This is a genomic window from Gilliamella sp. HK2 (genome assembly GCF_001690265.1).
Taxonomy (GTDB): domain Bacteria; phylum Pseudomonadota; class Gammaproteobacteria; order Enterobacterales; family Orbaceae; genus Gilliamella; species Gilliamella apicola_C.
Genome location: NZ_LZGV01000114.1, coordinates 82,749 through 99,939, shown reverse-complemented (window position 1 = coordinate 99,939; position 17,191 = coordinate 82,749). Strand labels below are relative to the sequence as shown.

At 36.6% G+C, this 17,191-nt stretch carries 13 protein-coding genes and 1 pseudogene; 7 read left to right on the top strand and 7 right to left on the bottom strand.

The features are described from left to right. Window positions 1–321: 321 nt before the first annotated feature. Window positions 322–2,967: a phosphoenolpyruvate carboxylase gene (gene ppc, locus A9G45_RS13390; RefSeq protein WP_065566187.1), complete on the top strand. Its 2,646-nt coding sequence runs from the start codon at window positions 322–324 to the stop codon at window positions 2,965–2,967. Window positions 2,968–2,985: 18 nt separating this feature from the next. Here ppc and A9G45_RS13385 read toward each other — a convergent pair whose 3' ends face one another. The 5 genes from A9G45_RS13385 to aspS all read right to left on the bottom strand — a co-directional run bounded on the left by A9G45_RS13385 (window position 2,986) and on the right by aspS (window position 8,649). Next, window positions 2,986–4,050 carry an SEL1-like repeat protein gene (locus tag A9G45_RS13385; protein WP_065566186.1) on the bottom strand — a complete coding sequence of 355 codons (1,065 nt, stop codon included), beginning with the start codon at window positions 4,048–4,050 and terminating at the stop codon, window positions 2,986–2,988. 379 nt (window positions 4,051–4,429) lie between these two features. Beyond that, entirely contained in the window at window positions 4,430–5,893 is a 1,464-nt protein-coding gene (gene ubiD, locus A9G45_RS13380) for a 4-hydroxy-3-polyprenylbenzoate decarboxylase (protein ID WP_065566185.1), read from the bottom strand. A gap of 115 nt (window positions 5,894–6,008) precedes the next feature. Further along, window positions 6,009–6,419 carry a hypothetical protein gene (locus A9G45_RS13375; protein WP_065566184.1) on the bottom strand — a complete coding sequence of 137 codons (411 nt, stop codon included), beginning with the start codon at window positions 6,417–6,419 and terminating at the stop codon, window positions 6,009–6,011. Window positions 6,420–6,429: 10 nt separating this feature from the next. Further along, window positions 6,430–6,882: a dihydroneopterin triphosphate diphosphatase gene (gene nudB / locus A9G45_RS13370; RefSeq protein WP_065566183.1), complete on the bottom strand. Its 453-nt coding sequence runs from the start codon at window positions 6,880–6,882 to the stop codon at window positions 6,430–6,432. A 9-nt stretch (window positions 6,883–6,891) separates the two neighbouring features. Continuing rightward, window positions 6,892–8,649 carry an aspartate--tRNA ligase gene (aspS, locus tag A9G45_RS13365; RefSeq protein ID WP_065566182.1) on the bottom strand — a complete coding sequence of 586 codons (1,758 nt, stop codon included), beginning with the start codon at window positions 8,647–8,649 and terminating at the stop codon, window positions 6,892–6,894. Between the two features lie 284 nt (window positions 8,650–8,933). Between aspS and A9G45_RS13360 the strand changes: the two genes are divergently transcribed. From A9G45_RS13360 to dusC, 6 genes are all read left to right on the top strand, one after another. After that, complete coding sequence (locus A9G45_RS13360) at window positions 8,934–9,479, top strand: cysteine hydrolase family protein (protein ID WP_065566181.1); 546 nt, start codon at window positions 8,934–8,936, stop codon at window positions 9,477–9,479. Window positions 9,480–9,507: 28 nt separating this feature from the next. Then, window positions 9,508–10,302, top strand: a complete 795-nt coding sequence (locus tag A9G45_RS13355) for a DUF3100 domain-containing protein (RefSeq protein ID WP_065566180.1) — start codon at window positions 9,508–9,510, stop codon at window positions 10,300–10,302. Continuing rightward, window positions 10,302–10,751, top strand: coding sequence for a hypothetical protein (locus tag A9G45_RS13350; RefSeq protein ID WP_065566179.1), 450 nt, complete (start codon window positions 10,302–10,304; stop codon window positions 10,749–10,751). The genes A9G45_RS13355 and A9G45_RS13350 overlap by 1 nt, the downstream gene beginning before the upstream one ends. A 20-nt stretch (window positions 10,752–10,771) precedes the next feature. Beyond that, complete coding sequence (locus tag A9G45_RS13345) at window positions 10,772–12,091, top strand: amidohydrolase (protein ID WP_065566178.1); 1,320 nt, start codon at window positions 10,772–10,774, stop codon at window positions 12,089–12,091. Window positions 12,092–12,175: 84 nt separating this feature from the next. Further along, a complete protein-coding gene (locus A9G45_RS13340; protein WP_065566177.1) occupies window positions 12,176–12,937 on the top strand; it encodes a molybdopterin-synthase adenylyltransferase MoeB in 762 nt (253 codons plus the stop codon). A gap of 9 nt (window positions 12,938–12,946) precedes the next feature. Then, the gene (dusC, locus tag A9G45_RS13335; protein WP_065566176.1) at window positions 12,947–13,882 is read left to right on the top strand and encodes a tRNA dihydrouridine(16) synthase DusC; all 936 of its coding nucleotides are present in this window, start codon (window positions 12,947–12,949) and stop codon (window positions 13,880–13,882) included. Window positions 13,883–14,252: 370 nt separating this feature from the next. Here the strand turns inward: dusC and A9G45_RS13330 are convergent, their stop codons facing one another. Both A9G45_RS13330 and murJ read right to left on the bottom strand, forming a co-directional pair. Further along, window positions 14,253–15,914 (bottom strand): hypothetical protein, encoded by a 1,662-nt coding sequence (locus A9G45_RS13330; protein ID WP_065566175.1) that lies wholly within the window; start codon window positions 15,912–15,914, stop codon window positions 14,253–14,255. 507 nt (window positions 15,915–16,421) lie between these two features. Then, window positions 16,422–17,188, bottom strand: a pseudogene (murJ, locus tag A9G45_RS13325) (murein biosynthesis integral membrane protein MurJ); the annotation flags it as partial. Between the last annotated feature and the right edge of the window lie 3 nt (window positions 17,189–17,191).

Here is a 17,191-nt window from a genome sequence, read left to right as displayed (position 1 = left end):
GTTAGTATATACCCAAATGATATTAATATACAGTTTGCAACACTGTGTTCACTGAAAAATAAACCAGCTAAATACTATTTAGACGAACATTTCAAAATTAAAGAAGTATTTTTACTTATTAATATTTTGAAGTAAATATAATTAAAACAATTAAAAACAATAAAAACCATAAAATTTTATTATTTAAATTCAAAGCAACATTGTTATAAAGTATATATCTTAAGCAAGTTAACCAACAATTATACCGATGTCATTAAACTGCCATTTTTTTCATGCATTTTAAAGGATCTTAGGCATAATAAAATCAAAAACGAGAAAATCATGAATAACCAATACTCCTCAATGCGAAGTAATGTCAATATGCTGGGTACTTTACTAGGCAATGCGATTAAACGTGCCACAGGCAATGAAACATTCGATTTAGTCGAAAAAATAAGACAATTATCAAAATCAGCTCAACAAGGAAACGTTCAAGCACATAATGAGCTACTCAAATTAATTGAAAATCTGAATGATGATGATCTATTGCATGTTGCACGCGCATTTAACCAATTTTTGAACTTAGTTAACACTGCTGCTGAGTATTATGGTATTTCACCGCATGGGGAAGCTTCTAGTAGCCCTAAAAAAATGACTGAATTATTTAGTACTCTAAAAAAACTTAATTTTTCAAATGAAACCATTACCAAAGCAATTAATGATTTATCAATTGAATTAGTATTAACCGCTCATCCAACTGAAATCAATCGTAGAACCATGATAAACACCTATACCGCAATTAATAGCTGTTTATCTCAGCTTGATCATGATGATTTAGCTGATTATGAGATAGAACGGATTATGCGACGCTTGAAACAGTTAGTTTGCCAAGCTTGGTATACCGATGAAATCCGAAAAAAACGCCCAAGCCCAATCGATGAAGCTAAATGGGGATTTTCTGTCATTGAAGATAGTTTATGGCAAGGCGTGCCTTTATTCTTACGTGAACTTAATGACCAGTTGGTTGATACTTTTGATGAACAACTCTCCGTTGAACATGTTCCCATAAAATTTACTTCATGGATGGGCGGTGATCGTGACGGAAATCCAAATGTGACAGCAAAAGTGACAGAAAAAGTAATGTTACAAGCTAGATTAAAGTCAATTGAATTATTTTTATCTGATATTCAAATACTTGTCCGTGAACTTTCAATGACAGAATGTAGCCAATCTGTTATCGATCTATTAGATGAAAAGAACAAAACCGTTTCCGAGCCCTATCGAGCCGTAATGAAACAGTTACGCACTCGTTTAATAAAAACTCACAATTATATTGAAGCTTTACTGAATAATGAACAAGTACTACCACCTAGAGATATTTTAATTAAAAACGAACAGTTATGGGCGCCACTTTATACCTGTTATGAATCATTAATTGATAATGGCATGTCAACAATTGCCCATGGTCCATTACTTGATACTTTACGGCGGATAAAAAGCTTTGGTTTACAGTTAGTTAGATTAGATATTCGCCAAGATAGTTCCGTACATATTCAGGCACTTGATGCGTTGACCCAAGAACTGAATTTAGGTAGCTATGCAAAATGGTCAGAGGAAGAAAAACAAGTATTTTTATTAACTGAGTTGCAATCTAACCGACCATTACTACCTTATAACTGGCAACCAGATGAAACAGTTCAAGAAGTATTAGATACTTGTCGAGTTATCAAAAAAGCAGGCGAAGAATCAATTGCTTCTTACGTAATATCAATGGCTAAGGCGCCTTCAGATATTTTAGCTGTTTACTTATTATTGAAAATCGTTGATTGTCAAAAGTATATCCCTGTTGCGCCATTATTTGAAACATTAGAAGACTTAAATAACGCTAAATCGGTTATGCAAAAGCTGCTGGATATACCTTGGTATCGTGACAAAATCCAAGGTAAGCAAATGGTGATGATAGGTTATTCTGATTCGGCTAAAGATGCAGGTACACTTGCCGCATCTTGGGCACAGTATCGATCGCAAGAAGAATTAGTTAGCTTATTTGAAAAATATAATATTAATTTAGTATTATTCCATGGTCGAGGTGGCTCAATTGGTCGTGGTGGTGCGCCTGCTCATGCAGCTCTACTTTCTCAACCACCTGGATCGTTAAAAAGTGGGCTTAGAGTTACCGAACAAGGTGAAATGATTCGTTTTAAACTTGGTTTACCAGAAGTTGCTCTCAGTAGCCTAATGCTTTATACCTCAGCGATTTTACAAGCCAATTTATTGCCCCCACCAGCACCAAAACAAGCATGGCGCCATATTATGGATGAAATGTCGGAACTTTCCTGCAATTGCTATCGCAGTTATGTACGCGAACGAGCTGATTTTGTTGATTATTTTAGAGCGGTAACGCCAGAGGTTGAATTAGGCAGATTACCACTAGGCTCCAGACCACAAAAACGTCGAACGGGAGGGGGGATTGAAAGCTTACGTGCTATTCCATGGATTTTTGCCTGGACACAAAACCGATTAATGCTACCATCTTGGCTTGGAGCCGGTAACGCACTGAGATCTGTCATCGAGGAGGGAAAAAAAGAGCTTCTTAAAGAAATGTATCACAAGTGGCCTTTTTTTAATGCTCGATTAGGCATGCTTGAAATGGTTTACGCCAAATCGGCGCCTGATATCCACGAATATTATGAGCAACGTTTGGTCGATCCTGCTTTATGGCCACTAGGCGAAGAATTAAGAAATTTGTTAACCCAAGATATCAATACTGTGCTAACGATCACCGATGATGTTAGTTTAATGGCTGATTTGCCTTGGATCGCACAATCTGTAGCCTTGCGTAATACCTATATTGAGCCATTAAACTTATTACAAGTAGAGTTATTAAGCCGTTCACGGAAACACTGCGGCGATGACAATATTATAGTAGAGCAAGGACTCATGATCACCATTTCTGGCATTGCAGCTGGTATGCGAAATTCTGGATAAAGCAAAAATACAGCACTTTTATTTTTTAGGTAATAAGTGTTCTAAATAGGTTTTAGCGTCTTGGTCTCCTTGTTCGCTAGCTTTAGTAAACCAATAAATGGCACGATCGTTATCTTGATCTGTGCCTTTACCTTCTAGATATTTAATGCCTAAATTATATTGTGCATCAACACTGCCTTGCTCTGCCGCTTTTAGATACCACTCAACGGCTTTCTTATCGTCTTTAGAAACACCACCACCTACATCATACATTACACCAATATTATATTGAGCATCAGCATTGCCAGCTTCGGCAGCTTTAGTAAACCAATATGCTGCTTGCGTATTATCAGGTTTAGCTCCGGTACCTGTGGCGTACATAATAGCTAAATTATACATAGCAAGTACGTGCCCCCGTTCTGCTGCTTGTGTATAAAAATAACTAGCAGCCATATAATCTTGGGTTAAACCATCTCCTTTTTCTGACATTAGTCCTAAATAATATTGCGCTTCTGGCATATTTTCTTTAGCTGCTTTACTAAACCAATCAGCCGCAATCATACGATCTTCTTTTATGCCATCACCAAAAAAATACATAATTCCAAGATTTAAATAAGCGTCATAAATCCCGCTATCACCTGCTTGTGTAAAATAATCAATTGCGGTCAATGTGTTTTTTTCAACACCTTCACCTTGTTGATACATTAAAGCTAAATTGTATTTAGCCAATGCATAATTTTGATCTGCCGCTAATTTGAAATATTTAACGGCTTCGTTGAAATCGCGATTGGTACCCAAGCCACTTTGATACATTAATGCTAGATTATTTTGTGCTTTAGCCAGCCCCTGTTCTGCTGCTTTTTTATACCAGAAAAAAGCACGAACATCACTAACTTCAACGCCCAAGCCTTGTTTATAAACACTTCCTAACGAATATTGTGCTTCTGCATTACCTTTTTCTGCAGATAAACGCAAAGCGGGAAGCAATAAATCTGATTCTTTAAGCTTTAATTGAGTATCATCTGGCTGTGCCTTATAACTGGTGGCCTGTACACAATAAGAAATGGATAATAACAATACAAATAATAGCTTGATTTTTTTCATTTTTTCTAATTTTTATGAGATTACCTATAATTATACATAAATGCATCTAAAAGGAATAGTTTTTGTTTAAGACTTATTTGGGTTATTTTATTTATACTATTTTTAAAATAAAACATTATTAATCAATAAAGTTGAATCATCATGCCACATAAGGTCGATAACAAAAAATTTGATTAAGATTGAACAACGATATCAATATTATTGCCATCTTTAAAAAGAAAATTATTTAGCGCATTATTTTTATCTTCAATATACTGTTTATTCATTTATAGGAATAAATTCTTTAATGCGCATTTTGTCTTTTGCAATTCTATTCTTCTGTATCACACCTAATGAGTTTTTTAACTTTACCATAATAAAAAATGCGATAACGATAATACTATAAACCAAGTTCATTCCAGATTTCGTCAATTCGAGCAATAACTTTAGGATCTTTTTTAATGATTTTGCCCCACTCTCGATTTGTTTCACCAGACCATTTATTCGTGGCATCCAATCCCATTTTAGAGCCTAATCCAGAAACTGGTGAAGCAAAGTCTAAGTAATCGATCGGTGTATTATCGATAAAAGTCGTATCACGCTGTGGATCCATGCGAGTAGAAATCGCCCACATCACATCTTTCCAGTCTCGGGCATTAATGTCATCATCACAGACAATAACAAATTTAGTGTACATAAATTGTCGCAGATAAGACCACATTCCCATCATGATTCTTTTAGCATGGCCAGGATATTGTTTTTTAATTGTCACAATCGCAATACGATATGAACATCCTTCAGGCGGTAGATAAAAATCAACAATTTCAGGAAACTGTTTTTGTAAAATTGGAATAAAGACTTCATTTAACGCCAGTCCCATTATCGCCGGCTCATCTGGTGGCCTGCCTGTATAAGTTGAATGATAAATGGCGTCTTTACGGTGAGTTAAATGCGTCACCGTAAAGACAGCAAATTGTTCTACCTCATTATAATAACCCGTGTGATCGCCATAGGGTCCTTCTGATGCTAGCTCATTAGGATCAATATAACCTTCAAGAATTATCTCGGCACTGGCAGGAACGTCTAAATCACTTGATAACGATTTGACGACCTCTGTTCGACTACCGCGCAATAATCCTGAAAAAGCATATTCGGGTAACGTGTCTGGCACTGGTGTCACTGCACCTAAAATAGTTGCGGGATCAGCACCAATAGCGACACTAACAGGAAATCTCTCGTTAGGATGCGCTTGTTGCCACTCAGCAAAATCAAGTGCTCCGCCACGATGTGAAAGCCAGCGCATAATTAGTTTATTTTTACCTAATAATTGCAAACGGTAAATTCCCACATTTTGCCGTTCTTTATAAGGACCTTTGGTAATAGTTAATCCCCAAGACAGCAATGGTGCCACATCATCAGGCCAACAATGCATAATAGGTAAACGGGTCAAATCCACATCATCATCTTTAAAAACCATCTCTTGGCATGGCGCCGATGAACGACGTTTAACAGGCATATTTAGTACTTGTTTATATTTAGGCAAGACATTAAAAAATTGCCGTATCCCTTTTGGTGGATCGGGCTCACGCAAAAATGCCAATAGCTCACCAATTTCACGCAAAGCTGAAGTATCTTTGCGCCCCATTCCCATCGCAACACGTTTAGCTGTGCCAAACAAATTACATAAAACAGGCATATCATAACCAATTGGGTTTTCGAATAATAAAGCTGGGCCTTCACTACGTAAAACGCGATCAGCAATTTCGGTCATTTCAAGATAAGGGTTAACAGGGAACGAAATCCGCTTTAACTCACCGTGTTGCTCAAGATAATCTAAAAAATCCCGAAAATTTGAAAAATTCATTTATTATGACTCTCTATTACTAACTAACCTTGAGTTAACTAAACCCAGAATATTTTTAATCCTTAATACTCACTTATTTATCAGTCTAACTACATAACCTAACTATATAGCCTAACTACGGCAAAACCTTCCTATATATAGGCGTTTGTTTATCTTGATTACATTCAATAATTTTAGATGATAAAGCGTCAAATTGTTTTTCATCGATATCAATAAATTGATTCTGATCAACTTGGTAAAGGAGATATTGTTCAAATTTATCATCAAATAAAAAAGAAGCGATCCAATCATTGCGATCATCGTGATTTTCATTAGCAAATATCTTAATAATAATATATTCGTGTTTTTCTGATTGATCATGTAATTTATAATCAATGATTTTTTTAGCGATTTTATCATCATCATCATTAAAAATAACATGATCATTTTGATTAGGTTGACATTTTTTTATGTCTATATCTGCATGGCTAGTTGATACAAAAAAGTATAAAAAGGATAACACAATAGCATATAGATTCGATTTCATTTCCTACCTCTTAACTCGATTCAATCAAACGATGAATGTTACCGATAGCTTCACTGTTATTGGGAGATAAAGTAAGATTGGCAGCATCATCAATCTTAAGCCATTGATAAGCTAAATGTTCGGTAAGTATTGGCGTTATCTCGTCAATAAGAGGAAGATAAAACCAATGTTCTTTATTTACCGTAACATCTGGCGCATATCGATGCCTGAATTGTGGAAAAATTTCAAATTCAACGATATGCTCTACATCAATTAATTCAAGATTTTGACCAAGAATATCAATACCTGTTTCTTCTAAAACTTCACGAATTGCTGTTTCTTGTGGCGATTCATGAGCCTCCATACTACCTGTTACTGATTGCCAAAAATGGGGATCATCTTGGCGTTGTAACATAAGGCAACGTTTTGTTGTCTGGCAGAAAATGACTACCAGAACAGATTCAGGATTTTTAAATTTTTGCATCAAATATAACTATTTTTTACTTACTTCAATACCCAGTTCAGTCAAAGCTGCTGCATTTGCCGGGCTTGGCGCATCGGTAAGTAAACAAGTTGCCGCAGTTGTTTTAGGAAATGCTATCACATCGCGAATATTATCCGTTCCGGCTAATAACATACTTAACCTATCTAAACCGAAGGCTAATCCTGCATGTGGTGGCGTACCGTATCTCAATGCATCAAGTAAAAAGCCAAATTTCTCACGTTGATCATGTTCGTTAATACCTAAAATTGAAAAAACGGCTTGTTGCATTTCACTACGGTGAATACGGACAGATCCCCCTCCAACTTCATAACCATTAATGACCATATCATAGGCATTAGCAACCGCATTCTCAGGATTTTTAATAAGATCTTCTGGTGAATAATCTTTTGGTGACGTAAATGGATGATGCATCGCACTTAACCCTTCATCGGTTTCTTCAAACATCGGGAAATCAACCACCCAAAGTACAGCCCATTTACTTTCATCGGTTAACGCTAAATCTTTACCGACTTTCAAACGTAATGCCCCTAGTGCATCGCTCACCACTTTATAGCTATCAGCACCAAATAATAAAATATCACCATCTTTAGCATTGGCACGATTAAGTAATGCTTCCATTTGCGATTCATTAAAGAATTTTGCCACAGGGCTTTGTACACCATCTAACCCCTTACTACGTTCATTAATCTTAATCCATGCCATACCTTTAGCACCATAAACCGAAATGAATTGTGTATATTCATCAAGTTGTTTACGTGTTAATTGCGCACCATTTGGTACACAAAGTAAAGCTACACGCCCTTTAGGATCATTAGCTGGTGTTGAAAACACTTTAAAATCGACATCTTTAACCAAATCAGCCACATCAATAATTTCAAGGGGATTACGTAAATCGGGTTTATCACTACCATAACGACGCATTGCTTCAGCAAAAGTCATAATAGGGAACTTTCCTAAATCCACATTTTTTACATGCAACCAAAGTTCACGGATCATCTGTTCCATAACATCACGCACTTGTTCGGCTGTCATAAACGATGTTTCAACGTCAATTTGGGTAAATTCAGGTTGACGATCGGCACGTAAGTCTTCATCACGAAAACATTTTACAATTTGATAATATCGATCAAATCCTGACATCATTAATAATTGCTTAAATAGTTGTGGTGATTGCGGTAGTGCGTAAAACTCACCTTTATGAATTCTGCTTGGCACCAAATAATCACGAGCGCCTTCAGGTGTTGCTTTAGTCAACATCGGTGTTTCGATATCTAAAAAGCCATGTTCATTCATAAATGAGCGAACAAAAGCGGTAATTTTTGCCCGAGTTTTAAAAATCGTTGCCATTTCAGGGCGACGCAAATCAATATAACGATATTTTAAACGTTGCTCTTCGCTGTTGTTTTGATTGAAATCAAGCGGTAAAACATCACTACGGTTAAATATAGTCAACTCGGTGGCTAAAATTTCAACCTCACCTGTCGCCATATCTTTATTAATTTGCCCTTTTGGTCTTGCTCTTACCTTGCCTTTAATTTGGATACAAAATTCATTACGTAACTCGCTTGCTAATTGATAGGCTTGTTGATAATCAGGATCAAAAAAAACTTGCACAATTCCTTCACGATCACGCATATCAATAAAAATCATTCCACCTAAATCACGGCGTTTATTGACCCATCCACATAATGTGACGTCTTGATTAATATAATTTGCGTTTAGTTGTCCGCAATAAATTGTTCTCATTAAATATATCCTGTGTGCAATTGTCAAAAATAGCAATTATTATAGAGCAATTTATCAGGGGATAAAGCCTATGTTTTAAAATAATCACTATTTAATTTATTTATACTCGGTTGATGATAATAATTTTACTTTATAAGTAATTTTACAAATTATTTTAAATTCAATAGGATAACAAAATTAAATTCCTTTTTTCTTGATGAAATCGGAAAATGATTCATTTAAAACTTGTCATATCAAATATTTATTACTAAGCTTTAGTATGATTTAGATATTATTAACTTGATATGAAAGCTTTAATTTCAATTGACTACACTAATGACTTCATTGCTGACGATGGTGCGTTAACTACTGGTTCTGTGGGTCAACAAATTGAGCCCGAAATATTAAATATAACTGAATCATTTATTAAAAATAATCAGTTTGTCGTTTTTGCTATTGATGCCCATGAACCTTCAGATACATATCATCCTGAAAATTCACTCTTCCCACCTCATAATATTGTCGGAACAGTTGGACAACAATTATTCGGCCATTTACAGCAAATCTATCAAAAACAGCGAAATTCAACCAATATTTATTGGATCAATAAACGCCACTACTCAGCATTTTGTGGCACAGATCTCGATCTTCGCTTACGCGAAAGACATATAACTGAAATTCATTTAATTGGTGTTTGTACTGATATTTGCATTTTACACACGGCTGTTGATGCTTATAACTTAGGTTATAAAATAGTTATTCATAAAAACGCCGTCGCAAGCTTTGATCCTATCGGCCATCAATGGGCTTTAAAGCACTTTCAAAATACCTTAGGGGCGACCCTAGTATAAAATAGATAAAAATAAAAAAGGAGCAGGAATGGAAATTTTAAAAGACTACAAAGTGCATTTACTCGCAATGATAGTCGTTTTATTCTGTGAGTTTATTGGCAAACAATCTATTTGGATTATCACATTATATCCCATGTTATATGCCATGATTATTGGCGGCATAATCAGCCTACCAAAATTTAAAATATTAAATCTAAAAAATATGAATCATGCTAGCGCCATCATGATGGTAACGTTAATGCTACTTATCGCCAAATTGGGGCTTTCTGTGGGGCCAAAAATAGAAATGATTCTAGAAGATGCAAAATCGGCATTAATCTTTCAAGAGTTAGGTCATTTTGCTGGCACCATTTTACTTGGTTTACCACTAGCAATGATGCTAGGTATGAAACGCGAAGCAGTTGGAGCAACCTACTCTGTTGCCCGTGAACCCAATATCGCAATTGTTGCCGATAAATACGGATTGGACTCTGCCGAAGGTCGAGGTGTTATGGCAATGTATATTTGTGGCACACTTTATGGTGCTATATGGATGAGTATACTAGCCAGTGTGATGGCAAAATTAGATATTCTCCACCCTTACGCCTTAGCCATGGGCGCAGGCGTTGGAAGTGGTAGTATGATGGCTGCGTCACTGGCACCAATAAGTGATCTTTATCCAGAAATAAGTGAAGATATTAAAGCCTATGCCACGACAGCGAACTTAATGTCTAGCATTGTTGGTATTTATATTTATACATTATTTTCATTACCTTTTGCCTCTTTCTTGTATAACACTTTTAGCCGTTTACGTCGTAATCGTCATAAAGAAGGAGCACTATAATGAAGTTTTTAGAAACAGTTTTTTTATTGATCTTAGTTGCCATTATTATGGCAGCCGGTAATACTGTTGGCTATAAAATTGACTTTATGCAGTCAATAGAAGCATTATCAATTTTAGTTGCCATATCAATTGTTGGATATCTTATTAGCAAGATTCCTTTATGCAACAAACTGCCTGTCATATTATGGGTATCGGTCGTTGCAGCAACCGCTTCATCACCTATTTTCCCTTTTCATGAGCAGATTGTTTCAATTACTGACAAGGTTTCTTTATTGGCTGTTTGTACTCCGGTACTTGCTTATGCAGGGCTTGCTATTGGCAAAGATTTAGCATTATTTAAAAATATCTCGTGGCGAATCATTCCGGTTTCTTTAGCGGTGTTTTCAGGTACCTTTATTTTTGCAGCAATCATTGCGCAAATCACCTTACATTGGGAAGGTGTTATCTAATTTGGATTAGGATTTAATTTATGACAAAAGAAGAACTTAAAAAGAAGGTTTGTATTGCTATTGCAAATCGTAAGGCCGATATCAAGGCGGTCGCCGAATCAATTTGGGCAGAGCCTGAACTTGGTTACAAAGAACACAAGACGGCCAAAAAAGTTGAAGAAAGCTTTGAAAAACTGGGCGTACCATTTAAAAATAAATTAGCAATAACGGGGGTAAAAGGCCGCTTAAAAGGGGGCAAAGGCAGTAAGTATAGCATTGCTGTTATAGGGGAGCTTGATGCCATTATTTGCGCTGATCATCCTGCTGCTGACGAAACATCTGGCGCGGCACACTGCTGTGGTCATAATGCTCAAATTGCCAATATGATGGCTGTGACCATGGGGCTAATAGATTCTGGCGCCATGCAATTTTTAGCGGGGGATGTGGTACCTTTTGCGGTTCCAGCTGAAGAATATGTTGAAATCACATATCGTAATCGCCTTATTGAGGAAGGTAAAATCAAATATATTGGCGGTAAACCAGAGCTAATCTCGCGCGGTGAATTTGATGATATCGATATGGCACTACAAATACACTTAACTAGCGTACCCAATGACCGCCAAGATGGTTTTATTGAAATATCAACAACCAGTAATGGTTTTATCGGCAAACTGATTAAATATAAAGGCGAAGCGTCGCACGCAGCAGCAGCGCCACATGCTGGAGTAAATGCCTTAAATGCCGCTATGATGGGAATGATGGGCGTACATGCCATACGCGAAACATTTCAAGAAAAAGACTATATTCGATTTCACCCCATCATTACTCAAGGTGGCGACTTAGTCAATGTAGTACCAAGTGATGTAAGAATGGAAAGCTATGTACGGGCAGGCAATGTTCCAGCTATGATCGACGCTAATGAACGAATTAATCGCGCCTTAAAAGCTGGTGCAATGGCTGTTGGTGCAACCTGTGAAATTAAAGATTTGCCTGGTTATCTACCATTAAATAATAATCCAACACTTAACGAGCTTTTAAAACATAATGCTGAAGCATTAATTGGTGAAGAAAATGTTTCTATTGCCCCTCATATGACAGGAAGCACGGATACAGGCGATCTATCCCACATTATGCCAGTTAGCCACCCGTGGATTGGTTCAGTTAGAGGTGTTCTACATGGTAAAGATTACACCGTATTTGATGAAGAGATGGCTTATATTCGTCCTGCACAGATGATGGCTTGTACCATTATCGATTTACTTTATGATGATGCTAAACCAGCACAAAAACTAATATCAGAGTATAAACCATTAATGACTAAGGACGAATATTTAAAATTCTTATCTAGCTTTGATAAATAATCTTAATTACTCTTGGCACTTTGTTGTGCCAAGTTTCTGCTATAATTATAATATAGTTTTCAACACTAACAACACAAATACCATATGCAACAGCTTACCAATCAAGAGTTATTTCGTTATGACCGGCAAATAACCCTACGAGGCTTTGATATTGATAAGCAACAAATCTTAAAAAATAGCTCAGCACTTATTATTGGTTTAGGCGGTTTAGGTTGTGCTGCTTCACTTTATTTAACGGCTGCTGGTGTTGGTAAATTAACCTTAGCTGATTTTGATACCGTATCAAAATCTAACTTAAATCGACAAATTTTATATACTGACAAATCGATTAATCAATACAAAGTAGAAGTAGCTCAACAAACATTACACAAGCTCAATACAAATATTATTATTGATACAGTAAATCAAAAGCTCGATGATAACCATTTAATTTCACTAATAAAACAACATGATATTGTCATTGACTGTACAGATAATTTAATTACCCGCCAGCAAATTAATCGTTGCTGTTTTCAAATAAAAAAACCGCTAGTTTCTGGCGCTGCGATCCGTATGGAGGGATTATTAAGCGTATTTACTTATCAGCCTAATGAACCTTGTTATCACTGTTTGAGCCGTTTATTTGGTAAAGATCAGTTAACTTGTATTGAAACTGGCGTCATGGCACCGCTAGTTGGCATGTTCGGCTCAATGCAAGCCTTAGAAGCGATAAAAGTACTAACCCAATATGGAAAACCATTAATTGGACGTGTATTAATGATTGATACCATGACTATGGAATTTAACCAAATTAAACTCACCAAACAACCAAATTGTCGTATTTGTGGCAATGATAAAACCAACTAGGTTTCCCCAATGAAAATTAAACGAATAATTTTAGCCCCCATGGAAGGCGTACTTGATTATCAAGTAAGGCAACTTTTAACCAATATCAACCAATTTGATTATTGTGTGACGGAATTTATCAGAGTGACACATCACAAATTATCTAATCGGACTTTTTACCGCCTATGCCCCGAACTTTACAATAATGGTAAAACTAAATCAGGCACGCCAGTTCGCATCCAAATTCTTGGGCAATCACCAGAATGGATGGCTGAAAATGCCGTTAAAGCCATTGAGTTAGGCTCTTATGGAATAGATATCAATTTTGGTTGCCCCGCCAAAACGGTGGTTGGCAGTCACGGAGGTGCTTATTTATTACAATATCCCGAACAGATATTTAATATTGTCAGCCAAGTCAGGCAAGCAATAGGGGCAACAAATCAATTATCAGTCAAAATTCGCTTAGGGTGGGATAATAAATCACATTGCAACGAAATCGCTAGCGCCATTGAACTTGCCGGTGCCAATGAAATTGCTATTCATGGCAGAACCAAAGAAGATGGTTATAAAGCCGAAAAAATAGATTGGCAAACAATAGGCCAAATCAAGCAACAGCTAAATATTCCTGTTATTGCCAATGGTGAAATTTTCTCTATTGAGGATGCAAAAAATTGCATAAATCAAAGCCAAACTAACGATATTATGCTAGGCCGTGGTATTTTAACGATTCCGAACTTAGCCAATATGATTAGAACTGAACAATCAGCATTCAGTTGGCAACAAGTGATGGAAATATTAATCCTTTATGCGACATCCTCCATTGATGACTTTAAACCACTTTATCATTCTGCACGCATCAAACAGTGGCTTACTTACTTAAAACAGCACTATGCTCAAGCAGCAGACGTCCTACAAAATATTAGAACACTCAAATCACAGCAAGAAATCTGTGATTTCTTAACGTAGAACCGCCCAAATAACTTCCTTAGATAATAACAAAATAGCAATTGATGTTCATTTATTATAACGATGTAGGGGGATAGGGGAGTATAAAAATCGGTCAGAAAAGTCATTGATTTTATTGAAGTTTTTAATAAGCCATTTCATCAGAAAACTTCAATAAATCAATGCTTTTTTGTGATTACAATTGATTGGGGGCAGTGGTTTCGGACGTATTAGCTTTGTTGAACAAAATAAACTTCGAATTTAAACCACAACAAACGTACTCTCAATAAAGCGCCCCAACTACGCTAGGGCGCTATTCTTTAATAAATTATCCTCTGTTTGCACCATCTCCCTCTCCACGACCTAAGGGGTAAGGGCTAAGAAATAAAAGCTAAGGTGTGGTGCAATAAATGTAATTGCGGTGCGACCCATCATCGAGGAAGACAGTACCGCCATCGACACGAAAGATGACACCGTTATCTGTAGCGTCGCTTGTCCAGGTTGAACTTCTGAAGCTCATCTCGTAGTTCATTTCATCGAAATAAAGTTCTACGTCGTCCCACTCCGTGAAAAATCCTGCGCCTATATAACTCGTGTGATACCGTGTATTTGACGACGGCGTGGCACCATCTATGCCATCATAACATGGAAACCGATCATCTGAACCACACTTCGCGTTAGTTAACTCCTTGAGCTTTGGCGCACGATAACCCAAACGACCACACCAAGATATTTGGTTAGACCAATAATCCCATTTATCACCCCGATGGACAAACCACTGCCTCAACACAAATCCATACTTCACCTCATTCCCACTACTATCTCTACCCACCAACTCAAATGTCTGTGGCAAAGATGGTATGGTTAAAGGGCTAGGATTATCTGACTGCATTTGAGCATCACTTGCCCTAGGTCCCGTTAAAGTTACTCGCGTTACATAACTGGATCTATCTTCATCATCAATCCACGAATCTTCTTCGCCGCCTTGTTTTGGCAGTCTCCAACTCACCGTAGCTGTTATCCCTCCACGCGAGACTGAAGACCATGTCAACTGACTCGCATCAACCCCAGCTATGAGTAAATCAAAATACAAACCATCCCCCCCCGTTGTTGGAAAATTAAGGCCATAAGATGACGAACTTGTTGACTGAACTAAAAATCCCTTATCAGGAACCATGCCAGAGGGTTCGAAGGAGGAAGAATGAGTACTCGGCCTGACAAAACAAATACGAGGACCACTATACGGAGTAATATAATACGTCACTGTTTGACTACTAAAATTTCTTGTATTAGGTAACCCGTACTTTGTTTGTAAATCCCCTCCTGTACTACTTAATGTCATCTTATAAGGCGCCTTACAAATATCTAATGCATCACTACGACTTACAGTATTATTATCCGCATCAGTAAAACTCACCGATACACTCCCCATCGCAGTAACACCATTAGTACCCTGACCATCCCCATCGTCATCTCCCCAATTACCTTGAGTAATTAAGTCATTTAAACTGACTGTATTTACCGATAATGGCACCACCATGTGTATATCATTAAAAGTAGCTCCATTAACTAGCTGTATCGGATTTTTCGAACTTGATGTGTTAGTTGATGGCTTGAGGGTTGTACCATCCGGCAACTCAATAGCTAATAGATTATCCGTCGAAGTCACCTTAGTTCGCCCATCATCAAACGTTAAATACGGTGCCTTACCCTCAATTTCCCTTGATGTATGCGCCGTTAATGCCTGAGAACCCTGCGTATATGACAATAAAAGCAGTGGCGCAAAGAACAGCGAGAACTTAGTTAATTTAAATAATTTATGTGATTTAGGTAACCTAAATAAATTAGATAGGTTAAAGAAGAAAAATGAAAAAGGTAAAAAACGCAACCTCCACAAAAAAAACACCGATATATCCGACAACTTTACTAAGCGTGATGATTTCGATAACTTCGGTGATAAAAATAAGAAATGAGTCTGATTTTGACTATAGTGAAAATAAAAAAGATTTTGGGCGTAGATTTGGCAGACCATAGCCCAGTCATGATAACGCATTCCGATTATCCTATCAATTAATTTTATGTTTTTATTTAATTTTTAAAAATCACTCAATTAATGAGTATTCCTTTGCTTTAAAGCACTTGAATCATAACCTATTGATTAATAGTACGCTACTTTTTTGTTGAAGAAATACAGCAATTATCGAAAATATCATCATTATGTAAATCAATAGCATTATATTTTATTAACCATATGAACATTAGCGTAATGAAGAACAAGCAACAACACGCCAAAAACCCATAATGTATCTACAAATTTATTTTGATAGAAATAAATTGAAATACCAAAATCTAGTAACTGAAATGCGTCCCAAAAAGCTTCGTAATTGTATTGCAAAAATGCGAAATACATCGAAAAAAAACAACTCAATAAAAATAAACTACACCATCAATAATGGGGAGAGTAAAAAAGACACTTTATTCATCTTATTTGCTTATTAATTTTTACTTAAACGTTCCTGTTACCTAAAATTTTTAACAAAATTTTAATTATTGGTTGTTGTTAATCAATTCGTTTAATAAAGTGTTTAATCTTAAATCCCATAGCAATTAATGACGCAAAATAGACAACGATGCCAACAATTACCAATAAAAATAATCGCCCTATACGAACCCACATTGAACCCGTTGACCAATCAGGTAATAGCTGTGAGCCAAACCATAACACTCTGGACATTAATATTACGGCAATAATGACTTTAATTAAAAAGAGATACCAACCAGGTTGGGGTTGATAAAGTTGTTTTTTACGCAGTTGCCAATACAATAATCCAGCATTAAAGCAAGCGGCTAAACCAATGGATAGTGAAAGGCCTGCATGTTGCAATGGGCCAATAAAGGCTAGATTCATTAATTGTGTTAACATTAGCGTAACGATTGCAATTTTGACTGGCGTTTTAATATCTTGACGTGAATAAAAAGCTGACGCTAACACTTTAATCAAAATTAAGCCAAGCAAACCTATTGAATAAGCCACTAAGGCTCGTTGTGTCATTAAGGTATCATTTAGGGTAAATTGCCCATACTCAAATAATGTTGATATAAGGGGACGAGAAATAACGCCTAATGCCACGGTACTTGGCAGAGCCAGTAAAAAACAAAGTCGCAATCCCCCAATCTAATACCTCAGAATATTGCTTATGATCACCTTTAGAAAAACTTTTCGCTAACGAGTAATAAAATCGTACCTAATGCTACGCCAAGCACGCCAGCAGGAAATTCCATTAAGCGGTCTGCATAATACATCCATGAGACCGATCCTGAAACTAGATG

Coding starts and splice junctions, on each gene's coding strand:
- A9G45_RS13330 (WP_065566175.1), bottom strand. CDS start 15,914: ATGCGTTATCATGACTGGGCTATGGTCTGCCAAATCTACGCCCAAAAT.
- A9G45_RS13350 (WP_065566179.1), top strand. CDS start 10,302: ATGAAGTTTTTAGAAACAGTTTTTTTATTGATCTTAGTTGCCATTATT.
- ppc (WP_065566187.1), top strand. CDS start 322: ATGAATAACCAATACTCCTCAATGCGAAGTAATGTCAATATGCTGGGT.
- A9G45_RS13360 (WP_065566181.1), top strand. CDS start 8,934: ATGAAAGCTTTAATTTCAATTGACTACACTAATGACTTCATTGCTGAC.
- A9G45_RS13375 (WP_065566184.1), bottom strand. CDS start 6,419: ATGAAATCGAATCTATATGCTATTGTGTTATCCTTTTTATACTTTTTT.
- aspS (WP_065566182.1), bottom strand. CDS start 8,649: ATGAGAACAATTTATTGCGGACAACTAAACGCAAATTATATTAATCAA.
- A9G45_RS13355 (WP_065566180.1), top strand. CDS start 9,508: ATGGAAATTTTAAAAGACTACAAAGTGCATTTACTCGCAATGATAGTC.
- A9G45_RS13385 (WP_065566186.1), bottom strand. CDS start 4,050: ATGAAAAAAATCAAGCTATTATTTGTATTGTTATTATCCATTTCTTAT.
- ubiD (WP_065566185.1), bottom strand. CDS start 5,893: ATGAATTTTTCAAATTTTCGGGATTTTTTAGATTATCTTGAGCAACAC.
- A9G45_RS13340 (WP_065566177.1), top strand. CDS start 12,176: ATGCAACAGCTTACCAATCAAGAGTTATTTCGTTATGACCGGCAAATA.
- nudB (WP_065566183.1), bottom strand. CDS start 6,882: ATGCAAAAATTTAAAAATCCTGAATCTGTTCTGGTAGTCATTTTCTGC.
- dusC (WP_065566176.1), top strand. CDS start 12,947: ATGAAAATTAAACGAATAATTTTAGCCCCCATGGAAGGCGTACTTGAT.
- A9G45_RS13345 (WP_065566178.1), top strand. CDS start 10,772: ATGACAAAAGAAGAACTTAAAAAGAAGGTTTGTATTGCTATTGCAAAT.